Here is a 16773-nt window from a genome sequence, read left to right as displayed (position 1 = left end):
CGTACTTCGGCTATTTCCTCATGGGCGAATTCTCTGCCACGATATCTGACCGCCATCTCCATTCATCATGTTGTACCATAGATGGCAACCAGAACGCAAGTAGTTTTTTCGTGTCACCACGCCTCACTGAAGGGTTACGAAAAATGCTGAGATAGCGTTGACGTGGATAAAAGAAAGGGATATAACGGGTTTGGTAAATAAAAGGAGAAAAGGAATGAAAAACTGGAGCTGGATAGAAAGTCCTGTAACGATTGTCTTTTCCCTAAACCCGAGGAGGATGAGGCCGTAGCAATTTTTATAAAGAAAAAGAAACACGAGTAAATCTTCACTAATCTAAAAGTGATAAAGAGAGGATATTAAAATGAAACATGTAGATATAATGAGTGCTTCAAAAAGACCTCACCCAGAGGTGTCAGCAACTTTTACATTGCAAGATGATGGCACAGTGACGTTCTCAGAAACTCAAGATAGACTTGACGGATTAATACCCAAGATTGGAATTTTTAACAGAATATCCACTAAAGTTAAACGATTTGTGACTATGAATGAAGGTCTTCTATTTCTACAGAATCTTCCGTATGAATTTCACGGATCATACAGTTGGGCAACAAAAGTTCTTGATTAATTTTTGAAATCATTTGACAGCCACTGAAAGACCTCCCAAAACATCAAAAAATCCCCTTCGTCTATTCTGAACCATACTTCATAAAAGTCTTGACTATTTTGAAGTATGGTTCATAATAGCCAAGTGGACAGATACCTGGAAGCATTTATTAAAAAAGACCTGAAAGAGAAGGTTGTCATTATATCGGGCCCGAGGCAGGTTGGTAAGACGACTCTTTCAAAAAATCTCGTTCCTTCATTTATGTACTTGAATTATGATTCAGCATCTGACCGCAGGATTATCAGTAAGGCTGAATGGCAGAGGGATGTTGAGCTTGTTATCTTTGATGAACTCCATAAGATGAAGGGGTGGAAAGCTTGGATTAAGGGAATATTTGATACCGAAGGGGCAGAGCCTAACCTGCTGGTCACAGGTTCTGCAAGGCTTGAGACTGTAAGAAAAGGTGGTGATTCACTGGCGGGACGATATTTTTCTTACCGGCTTCACCCGCTTACTGTAAAGGAGATCTGTACTATTTTAAAGGAAGACCCTATGCAGGCTCTCAATAAGCTGATTCAGTTGGGCGGCTTTCCTGAACCGTATCTGAAAGGTAGCGATACTTATGCAAAAAGATGGCGGCGTACACATATTGATACAATTATCAGGGAAGACCTGCTTGACCTTGAGAGGGTACGGGATATAAAGGCGATCGAGATACTGATTGAATTACTCAGGACAAGGGTTGGGTCACATACTTCATACACCTCTCTTGCAAACGATTTGCAGGTATCAGTGCACACGGTCAAACACTGGCTGCAGATACTGGAGAGCCTTTATGTTATATTTCCGGTTCGTCCATATCATAAGAATATAAGCCGCAGCCTGTTAAAAGAACCTAAATATTATTTCTATGATACAGGTGCAGTTGAAGGACACTTTTCAGCAAAACTGGAGAATGTAGTAGCCCTTGCCATCCTGAAGGAACTTCACTTTCTGGAGGATACAACGGGAAGTAAAGTCGCACTCCACTATCTGAGGGATAAGGATAAGAATGAGGTAGACTTCCTGACGCTCATTGATAATAAGCCATCCCATATAATTGAGGTAAAGGAGAGTGATGATGAATTTTCAAAATCACTTTATAAGTTCCATGCATTCCTGAAACACGTAAAACCCATCCAGCTTGTATATACACTGAAGAGGAAAAAATCTACAAGGGTGATGCAGATGCTGCCGGTTCATGAGTTCCTTGCAGGCATTGATTTAATGCATTAGGTACTGTTGCTTTGATTCACCCCTAACAATCTCAAGGAGGTTGTAGCTATGGAATCAGTGTCAAGAATATTTTCGGTTGCAGAATTTATCCATCCCTCCGAGGGACAGCCAATCCGGTCAGTAGTTCTGTAAACGGAGGAATTCGTCATCATTGTCTGGCATATTAGTCCGGGACAGGAAATCGCAGCGCATGTTCATCCTAATGGCCAGGATACATGGACGGTTATATCAGGTACAGCAGCGTATTATCTGGGCGGCGGCGTAATCAAACATATTAAAGCAGGAGAAATTGCTCACCCGTCAAGGGGGAGGGAATATTCTTTACCCATTCAATCTGAGAAAGAACCACTTTTTTATAACACATTCGGCAGACAGCAGAAAAATTTTCCCGTTTACTTCAGACTTGCGACCTTCATTTTATCCTTGTTGAAATAGGTCACTAATCCTTCCTTTGCTATGAATGGGGCTTTGATCTTCCAGACGGGTTTATTGATTACAAGGGCGGCTACTGCTATTTCCGGGTTCTCTATCGGGGCCATGCCTACAAACCAGCTATATTCACCTTTTGGATTGTCTCCATCCAGTGAGCCTGTTTTACCGCCTACTGTTATATCTCCAAGGTATGATTCACCGTTGGGGGCGTGAAAGGCATGCCTCGATGTACCTTTTTCTATAGTCCTTATCATCATGTTTTTTAGTTTCTCTGCAGTTGCCTCAGAAATACAGTGCGATACCTCTTTTGATTTAAAATTATATATCTCGCGGCCGTTAACTGAGACCCTGTCAATAATCCTAGGCGCCATCATATTTCCGTTGTTAGCAATAGCAGATGCTATCATTACGCCATGAAGCGGTGAGAGAGTTACATCACCGAATCCTGCGGCTGTTTTTGCAATGCTTGCCTCTGAGTTTTCAGCGTGGATCCTGCTTGTCTGAACCGGAAGTTCAAAATCAACCGGTTTGTTAAAGCCGAATTTTTCGGCGTAGCGGGTCAGTTCCCGTGAGTTGAGCCATCTTAGTGCTACCTTTGCAAATGCAACATTACATGACTTCCCCATTGCATCCGCCAGTGTTATCTTATTCTTGTCCCTTTTTGGATTATCCTTCCAGTTTCTCGCTGAAAGTGCATACAGTCCGCCGCTGAAATTTATAACTGTTTCGGGGTCTGCCTTTCCATTTTCAATTGCTGCTGCACCGGTAATCAGTTTGAATATTGAGGCCGCCGGATAGGTTGCCCTCAGTGCCAGGTGCTCAGGACCTGAATTTTCCTCTGAATATTCCACCATTGCCAGCACTCTGCCTGTCTTTGGATTCATTGCTACAAATGCCCCGTATGGCACCTGAAACTTTCTGAAGAGTTCAGTCATCTTTTCCTGAAGAACAGGGTCAATTGTATAAATGACCTCCCCATCCTTCCCGAACTTTTTAGTGTACCTGTCATCTTTCTTTTCATCTAAAAGAGGCGTTATCTCACCATCCATGCGGATATTACTGCCGTCAAATTTAATGCGGAAGTTATTTTCTTCAATTGTATAATTTAATTTTTGAGAAGGGCTTGTTGATGTACTTAAAAATGGTGAACCGGCAGCGAAGAGTATAATAACTGCAACAAAGATTAAAATAAATGCAGTCTTCCCTTTATATGGTCTACCTTTTCTATTTCTGTCCTGATATTGGCGCCATCTTTGCCCCACAAGCCACCTCCCTTTTTTAGTAAGCAGTGAGCAGTAAACAGTAAACAGTAAACAAATTTCTTTGCTTTTGTCTGCTTACTGCTTACTGCTCACTGTCTCATAGCCATCTGCATTAATGTACTCACAAGAAACCTTTTTAAAAACATTATTATTAATATTGCTATCATGGGTGATAAGTCTAAACCAAGCTTCCATGCAGGAACTAATTTACGCAATGGGTCCAGGACAGGCTCTGTAATCCTGAAAAGTAACTGGACTATTTTATTATATGGATCCGGGTTTACCCATGAGATAAGTGCCCTGGCTATTATGATGTACATATAGAATGTAAGGATGTAGTCAATAATCTCGGCTACAGCAGACAGGAAGTTAGTAAATACGAACATCTATTCCCCTTTCTCAAGCTCTTTGGATCTTCGTGTTGCATGTTCTACAGCACTTATCAAAGCGGCACGGATTCCGGCGGTCTCGATACAATGAAGCCCCTCTATTGTTGTACCGCCTGGAGAAGTTACCATGTCCCTGAGTATTCCGGTATGACTGCCGGTCTCAAGAACCATCTTTGCGGCGCCAAGTACGGTCTGTGCAGCCAACAAAGTTGCAGTGTTCCTCGGAAGACCTGCCTTTACCCCGCCATCAGACATTGCCTCTATTATAGTAAAGATATAAGCAGGCCCGCTTCCGCTGAGTCCTGTTACTGCATTCAGGTATTCTTCACCAAGGACAACTGTTTTTCCCATAGAATCAAATACCATTTTTATGACGCTTAGGTCTGTATCTTTGACACCAGGCCCGGGGGCTATAGCTGTCATCCCTTCCCTTACCACTACAGGTGTATTCGGCATAACCCTGATTACCGGCACATCCTTTTTTAACCACCCCTGAATCCTGCTGATTGATACGCCGGCTGCAACAGATACGATTACATGTGATTCGCTTATGGTGTCGGATATTTCTTCTAACAGGGATTTCATGGAGCCCGGCTTAACAGCAATAATAATATTTCTTGAGGAGGTACATGCCTCAATATTATGCTGTATGGTCTCTATCCCGTGTTTTGATCTTACCTTTGACAGCCTTTCTTCAGATATATCTGAAACAATAATATCACTCTTCTTATATAATCTTGCAGAAAGTATGCCACTCAGTATAGCATCTCCCATATTGCCTGTACCGAGTATGCAAAGTTTTTTTCTTTTCACTCGAAAATCCCTTCCGGCGGGGTAAGAAAACCCCGCCTATCCATTTCTACGAGGATAGGCGGGACATTCTTGTCCCGCTGATTTTCATGGCCCTTTGTGAACGCCGCGCTCTCCAAATATCGCTGACCCTACTCTCACTAATGTCGCACCTTCTTCTATTGCTGTCTCAAAGTCATTGCTCATGCCCATGGAAAGGTCATGGAGATACCCCCCCCTCACCCTATCCCTCTCCCGCAAGGGGAGAGGGGATTGCCAAACTATGCGTTTAAGGTCATCCCTGATTTCACGAAGTTTACGGAAATGGGGTCTTGAGTCCTCAGGATTTTCTGAATATGGTGCAATAGTCATCAACCCTTTCAATGCCACATTACTTAACTTAGAAACTCCTGTTACAATATCAGCCGTTTCATCAGGATGTATGCCGAACTTGCTCTCTTCTCCTGAGACATTTACCTCAAGCAGGATATTCTGAACAATCCCTTTTTTACCAGCCCTGAAGTTTACTTCTTCAGCTAATTTCAGACTATCTATAGAGTGAATCAAATCAACCTCTCCTGTAATGTATTTTACCTTGTTCCCCTGTAAGTGTCCTATAAAGTGCCAGGCTATCGGCATCGGCACTCCGTGTCCAACTGCCTCTATCTTAGGCAATAACTCCTGTACCTTGTTTTCACCGAATATCGTTACCCCTGCATCTATTGCCTCTTTTATCCTGTCTATACTGAAACCCTTTGAAACTACAACCAGTGTTATCTCCTCCGGGCTTCTTCCGGCACGACCTGCCGCATAAGCTATCCTCTTTTGTATTATTTGCAGCCGCTCTGCAATGGTACTTCTCATAGTTTTGCGGAAATGGCCGTTGCTCACCCCCACCCTAACCCTCCCCCCTCAAGGGGGAGGGGATAATTTAAGTACCCCCTCCCGTCATTTGAATTTGCGGAGGGGGAATCTCTGTTACGATTCTTACTTCTAACTTCTTGCTTCTTTCATCTAACCTCTTACTTCTGCTCACTGTTCACTTTTCATTTCAATTCCGCTGATTATTCTTCCAGTCCCTATACCATCCCTTCTATATGATGGGAACAGGTCTTTGTTGCATGATGTACACAAGCCCAAATTGAAAATGTTCGTTCTTTGTACACCCACCGCTTCTATCTGAAAACTATTAAGACCTGTAAGATTAAGTATTGATCTACCGTTTTCTAATGGCTTTAAAAATGATCCCCATGCAGGGTTTGATTCGTTAATAGGCTTAGCAACAATGTCCCCGACTTCATAACAACATTCCCCTATTACAGGACCAATTCCGGCAACTATATCTTCAGGTCTGCAATCAAACATATCCATCATCTGACATACAACCTTTGACATTATCCCTTTCAGCGTTCCCCTCCAGCCTGCATGTACTGCTGCAATAACAGAATGAACAGGGTCATACAGGAGGGCAGGGAGGCAGTCAGCGCTTACAACACCAATGCCGACATTTCTCTGATTTGTAATTATTGCATCACACTGTTTAGCAGTTGCATACTCTTTAAGCTTTTTTACATCATCCACCGGTTTATCAATAATAAGGATGTCGTCTCCGTGTACCTGCTTTGCGAGGATGAGATTATCGGTAGCGAACCCCATCCCCACCCTAACCCTCCCCTTGAAGGGGAGGGAATTCTGCGGATCCCCCTGACCATCTCCCCTTGATTGTACTTCATATCTCCCCTCCCCTTGCGGGAGGGGATTAAGGGGAGGGGGATTTTTATAAGCATTATTCTTCCTAATTGTAAAAAAATGCCTTATCCCATCTCTTTCAAGCTCAGGCAAAGACAGATATTGTTTTTCATTAGTTTCTGTTAAAGTGTCTGCACTCATCTTTAATTCAGTTTTCTCCTTAAAAATGCCGGTAGTTCCAGGTCATCTTCCTCTGCATGTAGTGCATCGTTTCTGTATTCATGATTTCCGGTCTTTCTCATAAAGGCAGGTTTTTCATATTCTGATTCCATTGAATCTCCGGCACTGACAAGCTGTAGTTGTCTTATTGATGCTGCAACCGGTTTGACTGCATCAAAGCCGGTTGCTATAACTGTAACAGTTACCTTGTCTCCAAGTGTTTCATCTATTACGCATCCCAATATTACATGTGCATCTGCATCAACCGCCTTCTGGATAATAGATGATGCCTCTGACATCTCATGGAGGGAGAGGTCTGCACCCCCTGATATGTTAATTAAGATACCCTTTGCACCTTCAATGGAATTCTCTTCAAGCAGAGGGCTTGCTATAGCACGCTTCACTGCCTCCATAGCCCTTCCTTCTCCGGAACCTGACCCCATGCCCATAACAGCACGGCCTGTGAAACTCATTATTGTCCTTATATCAGCAAAGTCTACATTAATATAACCGGGCCTCGTTATAATATCAGATATCCCCTGTACTGCCTGCCTTAATACATCATCAGCTAACTTAAATGCCTCTGTAGCAGGCGTACTCTTCTCAACCATACTCCTGACACGTTCATTAGGAATAACGATAACTGTATCAGCATATTTTTTCAGTTCATCAAGGCCCCTTTCAGCATAAGCAATCCTCTTCCCCATCTCATACTGAAACGGCTTTGTTACAACAGCAACGGTCAGTACCCCAAGACCCTTTGCTATATCAGCGATCACCGGTGCGGCCCCTGTACCGGTACCGCCTCCCATCCCCGCAGTAACAAATACCATGTCAGTATCGGCAAGTATCTCTCTAAGCACATCTTCATCTTCAAGTGCCGCATCCCTGCCTACATCCGGATTAGCGCCGGCCCCAAGACCCTTTGTGAGTTTATTGCCGATCTGTATACGTGATGCCGCCTTTGAGCCTTTGAGTGCCTGCACATCAGTGTTGATTGCAATAAACTCCACACCGATGAGGTTTGCGGCTATCATATTATTTACGGCATTACTGCCGCACCCGCCGACCCCGACAACCTTAATCTTTGCCCCGCCCTCAATAATTTCTTCTAATTCAAACATTATTGATCCTCCTTTTTAATATGTTCTCTTATTTCTTAAAACCCATCCCCACCCTAACCCTCCCCTTGAAGGGGAGGGAATTTTTATCGTATCGCACTTAAAACACCCCGCTAAACCAGCCTTTCATCACCTTGAAAATATTATTAAACGCATAGCCGTTTTTGACTGACCTTTCCGGCATCCCCTGTTGTTGTAAGGCACAAAGCAGTATACCTATGCTTGAAGAGTACATTGGTTGATTATATACCGCCGGGATACCTGCTGTATTCGGTATGCCTACCCTGACAGGCATACCTGTAATCTTTTCTGCTACATCTACCATACCATCCATGCTGCTGCTGCCGCCTGTAATAACAATCCCTGATGAGAGCAGATCTGTGTAGTCTATCTTCTTCAACTCTTTTAATGCAATGGTGAAAATCTCTTCAACCCGTGGTTCGATTATCTCTGAGATCATCTGTTTTGAGACAAGTCTGGGCGGTCTGCCGCCTATTCCGGAGATCTCAATAGGATCTTCTTCCTTTGCCCTTGAAGTAAGCGCACAGCCATATTCAACCTTAAGCCTCTCAGCCTCTGTAGTTGTGGTTCTAAGCCCTATAGCAAGGTCATTTGTAATGTTGAGTCCGCCTAATCCTATGACAGCGGTATGGAATACAGAACCATTAATGAATAAGGCCACATCAGTTGTTCCGCCGCCGATGTCTATAAGTGCTACACCGAGGTCCTTTTCATCCTGAGTCAACACAGACTCACTGGATGCGAGCGGCTGTAAGATAATATCTGCAACCTCAAGCCCTGCCTTGTTTATACTCTTAACAATATTCTGAACAGAATTAGATGCCCCTGTAATTATGTGTACCTGCACCTCAAGCCTCACACCGGATATGCCAAGAGGGTTTTTAATGCCGCCCTGTCCGTCTATAATAAATTCCTGCGGTATAACATGCAGTATCTCCCTGTCAGGTGGTATGGCAACAGCCCGGGCCGCTTCAATAGCCCTGTCTATGTCTGCCATTGATACCTCCTGCTCTTTAATCCCTATTACACCTTTGCTGTTAATACCGGTAATATGACTGCCTGTAATGCCGGTATGAACATTTTTTATCTTTACCCCTGTCTTTTGTTCCGCCTCCTGAACAGCCTTCATTATGGAATCAACAGTTTCTTCAATATTAACAACAACACCTTTCTTCAATCCCTTTGCCTGGCTTGTACCTGTGCCGAGAATGTTTATCTTGTTATCACCGGCAGGTTCTGCAACCAGTACACTTATCTTAGTTGTACCTATGTCAAGCCCTGCCGTAAAGTTGTCTTTCTTCGCCATCACTTCCCCCTTATTATGTTCCAGCTTCCTTTACAATAACCTGATTTTTAAATCTGAGGTCAACCTCTTTAAAAGAAGTACCTTTATCCCTGAAATTTTTTGCCAGTTCATGAAAACGTCTCAGCTTCTCTTTATATTCCCCTCTTCCAAGCCTTATACTATATTCTTTCAGATGAAGGGTTACCTGATTACTGTCGTTTATCTCTATACCTGAAGACGATATATCCATCCAAGGAATAGCAGTCAGCTCTTTCTTAACTTCGAGTGCAGACTGCATACCTTCTGCTGACACTGTTTCCCCTGCCTTTATTCCTGACCCTGCCCCCCTCAATGAAACACCATATACCACAGGAAGGTTTAACACGCTTTCCGGTTTTTCACCTAAAAATACTCCGTCTTCATCTGCAAGATAGAGTCTCCCATTACTGCTGATGTATAACGCCGGCATCCTTTCAAGGATATTTACCAGTATTGAGGCCGGCAGTTCCCTCTTTACTGTTACATCCTTTATCCACGGGTGTTCTTTTAACTTATTCATCAGGGTTTTTATATCCGCCTTAAAAATATTAGTACCTTTCAGCCCGTCCAGGTAAGGAGAAACCTCCTCTTCTGTAACAAATTTATTGCCGCTTAGTGTTACTGACTTAATCTTTAAAAAACTACTCACAAGATCAGTGGGTAAAGCCGGTACATGCGATGAAAAAGAAATACGGTTATGTGCAACAGCAATCGCCTTATCTGCCAGATACAAGACAGGGACTATGGCAAGAATAATAATCAAAAACTTTGCATAGCCTCTAATCCCCCTGCCGATCCCCTTAATAATCCCATTGCTTAGTCCTTTGGACAGCCCCTTTGACCGGCCTTTATTGCCGGTAGATTTTGCCTTGTTTCCATAAGATTTTTTATTTGGTTTATATTTGTAAAAATACATTATATTTGAATTCCAATATTCGACTCGAGAATCTCCAAAGCTCACCCCCATCCTAACCCTTCCCCCTCAAGGGGGAGGGGATTTTAGCGGAGTCCCTACTTCTTTATAAATGCTGATGAAAGTATCATCTCAACAAGTTCATCATAGCCGATACCTGCTGCTTTTGCCGCCATAGGCAGGAGGCTTGTTTCTGTCATACCGGGGACTGTATTTACCTCCAGAACATAAGGATTGCCGGCGGGGTCAACCCTGAAGTCTACCCGTGACACATAACAGCACCCTAATGATAAATGTGTCTTCAATGCAATATCCTTAATACTTTCTGTTACTGATGCTGAAAGCCTTGCAGGGACTATATAGTCTGCCATCCCCTTTGATGTCTTGGTTGTAAAATCATAAAATCCGCCGATGGGATTAATCTCAACAAGCGGCAGTGGCTTATTATCAAGTATCCCTGCAGTAACTTCTATACCGCTGATGTACTTTTCAATAATAACCTTGTCTCCGTATTCAATCGCTTTATCCAGCGCCTCCTGCAAGCCTTCCGGTTTGGAGACGATGCTTATTCCTATTGTAGAACCTTCGCGGCAGGGTTTTACTACTACGGGATATTTGATGGAATTTGGATCAATACCTTGTTCACCCGAAAATAACCCCCCCATGCCCCCCCTTGAAAAAAGGGGGGGATTTTCGTTGTCCTTTGTGAGCGCCTCGCTCATGACCGGTTCATCCGAAAATAACCCCATCCCCTCCCTAACCCTCCCCTTGAAGGGGCGGGAATTTTCCTCTCCCTCAGGGAGAGGATTAAGGTGAGGGTGGGGTTGTTCGTAAACTGAATATTCCGGTGTCGGTATGCCGTAATATTCAAACATCTTCTTTGAAAGAAGTTTGTCCATGCATATTGCACTTGCCGCAATGCCTGAGCCGGTATAGGGGATGCCCAGAATCTCAAGCAGTCCCTGGACACATCCATCTTCCCCATACCTGCCGTGAAGTGCAATAAAGGCGGCCTCTATCCCCTCTTCTTCAATCCTTGAAGGCAGGTCATATCCCATATCAACCGGGGTAACGTCATAACCAAGCCTCTTTAAGGCGGATGCAACAAGATTCCCTGTCTTGAGAGAAATGTCCCGTTCCGATGATATCCCTCCCATTAGTACCCCAATCCTTTTTCCTGTAATCATGCCGCCCCTACTATCCTCACTTCTAATTCCAGTGTTATCCCTTTTTCTTTTTCCACCCTGCTCCCGATCTGCCTGATAAGAGTTATAACATCCCGTGCATTGGCACTTCCATTATTAAGAATAAAATTTGTATGTTTTTCCGAGACTATTGCCCCGCCTGCTGTTACACCGCGCATACCTACTGAGTCAATCAGTTTCCATGCTGCTCCTTCATAAGGATTCTTAAAGATTGATCCGGCATTGGGCTTGGTGAGAGGCTGTGACCCCTTTTTCATAAGAAGGTTATTCCTGACTGCCTCCTTAATTTTATTTTGGTCACCCTTTTTCAGTTTTAATAAAGCACCTACAACAGCAATGCCGTGAATATGTGAACACCTGTATTTAAAAAGTATATCTTTTGCCGGGATGTCAGTTATCTTGCCCATCCTGTCAATTATACGTACTGACTCCAGTATATCCTTCATCTCTTTTCCATAAGAACCTGCATTCATAATGACTGCGCCGCCGAGTGAGCCTGGGATGCCGGCAGTAAACTCAATACCTGTAAGACCTTTCTGCACTGTATAGCTGAGCAATCTTGATAAGGCTATACCCGCACCGGCGTATATAAATGACTGTGACGCATCTTCCTTCACAGGTACTATTTTCCTGAAACTGTCTCCTGACTGTGGTGATGAAAGCGATATAACAATGCCCTTAATCCCTTTATCCCTAACAAGGAGATTAGACCCCTCGCCAAGAACAAACAGCGGTATCCTTTCAGCCCTTGCTGAATTAATAATACAGGCCAATTCAGCCTCATCAGCAGGAAAAACCATCACCTCAGCAGGTCCGCCAATCATGAATGACGTATGCTTACTCATGGGTTCATTAAAAAGAACCGCACCCTTTAACCCTGAAAGCACTTTTTTCATGCTGTTCTGTACCCTTGAACTCACGTGTTATCTCCAAGTCTGTTCATCCGAAAATCAACCCCATCCCCACCCTAACCCTCCCCTTGAAGGGGAGGGAATCAACTCAGCCCCCTCTCCCTCAGGGAGAGGGTTAGGGTGAGGGTGGGGTTTTCATTGCCCTTTGTGAGCGCCCCGCTCATGACGGTTCATTCGAAAATCCCCACAGCTCACCCCCACCCTGGCCCTCCCCCCTCAAGGAGGAGGGAATGTCTTGCCACTTACTTCTACCTTCTACCTTGAGCCTTCAGCCTAACTACCTGCTTTCCTCCAAAACCTTCCTTCCTATCTTCCAAATATCTCCTGCGCCGAGTGTAAGTATCATATCTCCGGGCATGATAATCTCATGAATATATCCGGTAATGTCATTCTTATCCGGTATAAACACCACGTCTTTATGACCGTGTTTACGGATTTCATTACAGAGCCTTTCGCCGCTTATACCTTCAACAGGTTTTTCTCCTGCAGGATATATCTCAGTTACTATCAGTATGTCTGCATTATCGAATGCACCTGCAAATTCGTTCATTAAATCCCTTGTCCTTGTGTAGCGATGGGGCTGAAATAACACAACAGTACGCCTTTTCCAACCATCTTTTGCAGCAGACAGGGTAGCCGCTATCTCTGTAGGGTGATGTCCATAATCATCAACAATCAGAATATCGTCAGGAATAACCCCCCCTGCCCCCCCCTTAAACAAAGGGGGGGAATTATCATCATTCCTTCCGATTCTGCTGATCTTGCCGACAATCTGGAATCTTCTCTCCACCCCGCTGAATTCCTTTAATGCCTTCCTTACGTCATCTATTTTTATGTCAAGTTCAACAGCAACACCGATACATGTCAGTGCATTACTGATATTATGCGTACCGGGAATAGGCAGGACAAATTTACCCATGTCTACGCCTTTAAACAAGACCCTGAATCTTGACCTCCCGTTTTCAATCTCTATTTCAGTTGCAGTAATGTCGGCCTTTTTCCTGATACTGTAGGTCATGTATCTTTTTTCAATTGAAGGTAGAATATCTCTTACATTTTCATTATCAGCACAAAGTATGGCGACCCCGTAAAAAGGTATCTTGTTGATAAAATTTACAAAGGTCTTTTTAATACTTCCAATATCTTTGTAATAATCAAGATGTTCAGCATCTATATTTGTCACAATTGCGATTGAAGGGGAAAGCTTCATGAAGGAGCCATCGCTTTCATCTGCCTCAGCTACAAGGAATTCGCTCTGCCCCAGTTTTGCATTACTCCCTATACTGTTAAGTTTGCCGCCTATTACAACAGTCGGGTCTAAGCCTGCCGATGCCATTACACTTGCTACCATTGATGTTGTTGTAGTCTTACCGTGCGCCCCTGCAATCGCAATACCGAATTTAAGACGCATCAATTCAGCCAGCATCTCTGCCCTTTGAATAACCGGTATAGATGACTCTTTTGCAGCAACTACCTCTGCATTGGTATTAGAGACTGCTGATGAAATTACTACAACCTGAGCACCCTTAACATTTGATCCGCTATGCCCTATTGTGATGTGCCCGCCTGCTTTTCTGAGTCTCTGAATAACATCCGACTCATTCATATCTGAACCGCTTACCTTGTATCCAAGATTCAGCAGGACCTCAGCAATCCCGCTCATGCCCGAACCGCCGATGCCTGTGAAATGAATATGCTGTATTTTTCTAAACAAGTTGTCTCCTTTGCACTGATGAAGATAACCCCATCCCCACCCTAACCCTCCCCTTGAAGGGGAGGGAATTACATAGTGCCATCTCCCTTGCGGGGAGAGTTATAGGGGGTGGGCATTTCCGATGCCCACCCTCCCCTTAATCCCCTCCCCTCAAGGGAGGGGAAGTCTTATCTTTGCTCACCTCTTACTATTAACTATTCACTATTCACTGTCTTTAATCCTTGCCAGCCCCACACACAACTTCACAATATCACTTGCTGCTGTCTTTCTATAAATCCCTGCACTCTTCTCAGACATTTGTTTTAGTCTATCTCTGTTATACAGGAAATATGTTATTTTTTCAGCTACTTTTTTTCCTGTTAAGTCTGACTCTGAGATTACTTCTGCAGTACCCATTGATTGCAGATATTCTGCATTATGCTGTTGATGGTCATGAGCAGCAAAAGGATAGGGGATAAGGATTGCCGGTCTTCCACATGCGGAGATCTCTGCAATAGATGTTGCCCCTGCCCTTGAGATTACGATATCTGCCTTATTATAAGCCTCTTCCATATTATAAATATAAGGTGTTACATCTGCAGGAATACCTGATTTTCTGTAAGAGTCTCTGACCCATTCAAAGTCCTTTTCTCCTGTCTGGTGCAGAAATCTTATGCCTGATGATTCCTTTTTAAGATAATCAAGAGACCCTGCAACAGCCTTATTAATAGCGCTTGCCCCCTGGCTTCCGCCGAATACAAAGATTACGAAGTCACTGTTTTTTTTATGCGTACAGCCTGCTATGCCCTTCCTGACAGGATTACCAAGAACCTCAACATTTCTCTTAAAGAATTTCTTTGATCCTTCAAAGGCCACAATAACCCTGTCAACTATCCGTGATAATGTCCTGTTTGCAAGACCGGGAATAAGGTTCTGTTCCATTATGATTGTTGGAAATCTGAGTATTGCTGCAGCAGAAAGCATAGGCACTGAGGCATATCCCCCTACTCCAATAACGACATCAGGGTTAAATCTTCTCAGTATCTTCATAGCCTTAATAAATCCCTCTATCATCTTTATACTGGACATTAGTTTTGCAACAATCTTTTTATTTGCTATACCGCCGGCCGGTATAGTCTCCAATTTATAACCCTCTTTCGGGACAATCCTTGCCTCTATCCCCTGCTGTGTTCCTACAAAAAGGACATCAGAATCCCTATCCTGTCTGTAAAATTCTTCTGCCACCGCTATCCCAGGATAGAGGTGACCACCTGTGCCCCCTCCGGCAATTATTACACGCATAATATTCACCCGAAAATCACCTCCGGCGGGGTAAGAAAACCCCGCCTATCCATATCAACGAGGATAGGCGGGACTTTCTTGTCCCGCTGATTTTCATGGCCCTTTGTGAACCCTCGGTTCATGGGAGTTCACCCGAAAATCACCAAAGCTCACCCCCACCCTGACCCTTCCCCGTCAAGGGGGAGGGAATAAACTTAGCACACTCTCCCACATATTGCTTATCTCAATCTCAAACTTAATCTCAATCTTGCTTCTTACTTCTTGCTTCTTACTTCTGCTTACTGCTTACTGCTACCTGCTTACTGTATTTTAAAAACCAATGTGGCTCTGCATTTTTTGTATCAGGTTCTTTCCCTGAGATGGAATAGAGGATGCCGACCATTGCCATGTTTGTCAGAAGTGATGTCCCTCCAAAACTTATGAAGGGCAGGGCAAGCCCTTTTGTTGGAAACATTCCTGTAACAACAAACAGATTAAGCACTATCTGAACCCCGATAAATATTGTTATTCCTGTAGACATATAGCCCTCAAATGACCCCCAATGGGTCTTAATTATACTGAAGCACCGCCAAAGGAAGAAGATAAAAAACATTACAACAAACAGGCATCCTAAAAATCCAAGCTCTTCACCAATCACTGAAAATACAAAGTCCGTATGGGCCTCCGGAAGAAAGAAGAGTTTCTGTCTGCCGTCACCAATCCCCCTGCCCATAAACCCGCCGTCTCCAAATGCTATGAATGACTGGCTTATCTGGTAGCCGACACCAAAAGGGTCTGCCCATGGGTTTAAAAAAGCCTTTATCCTGTTTATCCTGTATCCCATGTTTTTTACAAGGAAGAAACCTGCCGGAAGGAATAACAGGGACAATCCTGTTATGTGGGCCAGACTTGCACCGCCGATAAAAAGCATTGCAGCAGACCCTACTCCTATAACAAATGCCGTGCCCATGTCCGGTTCCACAAGGATTAAACCGGACATAATACCTACAATAAGAAGCGGTGGGATAAACCCGTTCCAGAAATCCCTTATCCTTTCACCTCTGTTGGCCAGATATGAAGAAAGATAGATTATCACAGCCAATTTTGCGAGTTCAGAAGGCTGGAAAGACATGGGGCCTATCCTGAACCAGCGTCTTGCATTGTTTATCTGAGACCCGACTCCAGGTATCAGGACAAGCAGGAGAAGGATGTACGATAATATTATAAGCGGTATAGGGAGCTTCTTCCAAATATCAACACTGATACGTGAAGCAATAACCATCCCGATGATTGATATTACCGACCAGATAACCTGTTTTTTCAGGAAATAGAAAGAATCATGATAATTATTAAACGCCATAATGTGGCTTGAGCTGAAGATCATAATCGTCCCGAATGCAACCAGTCCTATTACAGCAATAAGCAGTAACGGGTCTTTCTGAACAGGCTCTTGTGAGGTGTTGTCCTTCAATGCCCCTGAGAAAATAATATTATTGCTTAAAATATTCATCCGAAAATGACCCCCCCATGCCCCCCCTTGAACAAAGGGGGGGATTGCCGTTGGCCATTGAGCACCAAAGGAACTTTCCCCCCCTTAACAAGGGGGGGCTTGGGGGGGTGGTTTTCATCCTCCTTTGTGAAACCT

Annotated in this window: 15 protein-coding genes and 1 pseudogene; 3 read left to right on the top strand and 13 right to left on the bottom strand. The window is 43.9% G+C overall.

Features of this window, described 5'->3' with window-relative positions:
* Nucleotides 1-361: 361 nt before the first annotated feature.
* The 3 genes and pseudogenes from HZA08_08470 to HZA08_08460 all read left to right on the top strand — a co-directional run bounded on the left by HZA08_08470 (nucleotide 362) and on the right by HZA08_08460 (nucleotide 2314).
* A complete protein-coding gene (locus HZA08_08470; GenBank protein ID MBI5193457.1) occupies nucleotides 362-625 on the top strand; it encodes a hypothetical protein in 264 nt (87 codons plus the stop codon).
* 123 nt (nucleotides 626-748) lie between these two features.
* Nucleotides 749-1879, top strand: a complete 1131-nt coding sequence (locus HZA08_08465) for an ATP-binding protein (protein ID MBI5193456.1) — start codon at nucleotides 749-751, stop codon at nucleotides 1877-1879.
* A 48-nt stretch (nucleotides 1880-1927) separates the two neighbouring features.
* A pseudogene (locus HZA08_08460) lies at nucleotides 1928-2314 on the top strand (cupin domain-containing protein).
* On the opposite strand, the gene HZA08_08455 reads toward HZA08_08460, so the two are convergent.
* From HZA08_08455 to ftsW, 13 genes are all read right to left on the bottom strand, one after another.
* A complete protein-coding gene (locus HZA08_08455; protein MBI5193455.1) occupies nucleotides 2272-3573 on the bottom strand; it encodes a penicillin-binding protein in 1302 nt (433 codons plus the stop codon). The pseudogene HZA08_08460 and the gene HZA08_08455 overlap by 43 nt on opposite strands.
* Before the next feature lie 89 nt (nucleotides 3574-3662).
* Entirely contained in the window at nucleotides 3663-3959 is a 297-nt protein-coding gene (locus tag HZA08_08450; protein ID MBI5193454.1) for a YggT family protein, read from the bottom strand.
* Nucleotides 3960-4775 carry a pyrroline-5-carboxylate reductase gene (proC, locus tag HZA08_08445; protein ID MBI5193453.1) on the bottom strand — a complete coding sequence of 272 codons (816 nt, stop codon included), beginning with the start codon at nucleotides 4773-4775 and terminating at the stop codon, nucleotides 3960-3962. It abuts the gene before it with no gap.
* Between the two features lie 84 nt (nucleotides 4776-4859).
* On the bottom strand, nucleotides 4860-5615 hold the full coding sequence (locus HZA08_08440; GenBank protein MBI5193452.1) for a YggS family pyridoxal phosphate-dependent enzyme: 756 nt from the start codon (nucleotides 5613-5615) through the stop codon (nucleotides 4860-4862).
* A 168-nt stretch (nucleotides 5616-5783) separates the two neighbouring features.
* Nucleotides 5784-6641 (bottom strand): peptidoglycan editing factor PgeF, encoded by an 858-nt coding sequence (pgeF, locus tag HZA08_08435; GenBank protein MBI5193451.1) that lies wholly within the window; start codon nucleotides 6639-6641, stop codon nucleotides 5784-5786.
* 2 nt (nucleotides 6642-6643) lie between these two features.
* Nucleotides 6644-7783, bottom strand: coding sequence for a cell division protein FtsZ (gene ftsZ / locus HZA08_08430; protein MBI5193450.1), 1140 nt, complete (start codon nucleotides 7781-7783; stop codon nucleotides 6644-6646).
* Between the two features lie 97 nt (nucleotides 7784-7880).
* Nucleotides 7881-9107, bottom strand: coding sequence for a cell division protein FtsA (gene ftsA / locus HZA08_08425; GenBank protein MBI5193449.1), 1227 nt, complete (start codon nucleotides 9105-9107; stop codon nucleotides 7881-7883).
* Nucleotides 9108-9120: 13 nt separating this feature from the next.
* Nucleotides 9121-10086 carry an FtsQ-type POTRA domain-containing protein gene (locus tag HZA08_08420; protein MBI5193448.1) on the bottom strand — a complete coding sequence of 322 codons (966 nt, stop codon included), beginning with the start codon at nucleotides 10084-10086 and terminating at the stop codon, nucleotides 9121-9123.
* A gap of 50 nt (nucleotides 10087-10136) precedes the next feature.
* Nucleotides 10137-11225 carry a D-alanine--D-alanine ligase gene (locus HZA08_08415; protein MBI5193447.1) on the bottom strand — a complete coding sequence of 363 codons (1089 nt, stop codon included), beginning with the start codon at nucleotides 11223-11225 and terminating at the stop codon, nucleotides 10137-10139.
* A complete protein-coding gene (gene murB, locus HZA08_08410) occupies nucleotides 11222-12139 on the bottom strand; it encodes a UDP-N-acetylmuramate dehydrogenase (protein MBI5193446.1) in 918 nt (305 codons plus the stop codon). Before murB ends, HZA08_08415 begins: the two co-directional genes overlap by 4 nt.
* 292 nt (nucleotides 12140-12431) lie before the next feature.
* Nucleotides 12432-13868 (bottom strand): UDP-N-acetylmuramate--L-alanine ligase, encoded by a 1437-nt coding sequence (locus HZA08_08405; protein MBI5193445.1) that lies wholly within the window; start codon nucleotides 13866-13868, stop codon nucleotides 12432-12434.
* A gap of 201 nt (nucleotides 13869-14069) precedes the next feature.
* Nucleotides 14070-15158 (bottom strand): undecaprenyldiphospho-muramoylpentapeptide beta-N-acetylglucosaminyltransferase, encoded by a 1089-nt coding sequence (gene murG, locus HZA08_08400; GenBank protein MBI5193444.1) that lies wholly within the window; start codon nucleotides 15156-15158, stop codon nucleotides 14070-14072.
* A gap of 259 nt (nucleotides 15159-15417) precedes the next feature.
* On the bottom strand, nucleotides 15418-16638 hold the full coding sequence (ftsW, locus tag HZA08_08395) for a putative lipid II flippase FtsW (GenBank protein ID MBI5193443.1): 1221 nt from the start codon (nucleotides 16636-16638) through the stop codon (nucleotides 15418-15420).
* Nucleotides 16639-16773 lie beyond the last annotated feature (135 nt).

The organism is Nitrospirota bacterium (genome assembly GCA_016212215.1).
Classification (GTDB): domain Bacteria; phylum Nitrospirota; class 9FT-COMBO-42-15; order HDB-SIOI813; family HDB-SIOI813; genus JACRGV01.
The sequence above is the reverse complement of the archived record's forward strand: the minus strand, read 5'-3'. Positions and strand labels throughout refer to the sequence as shown.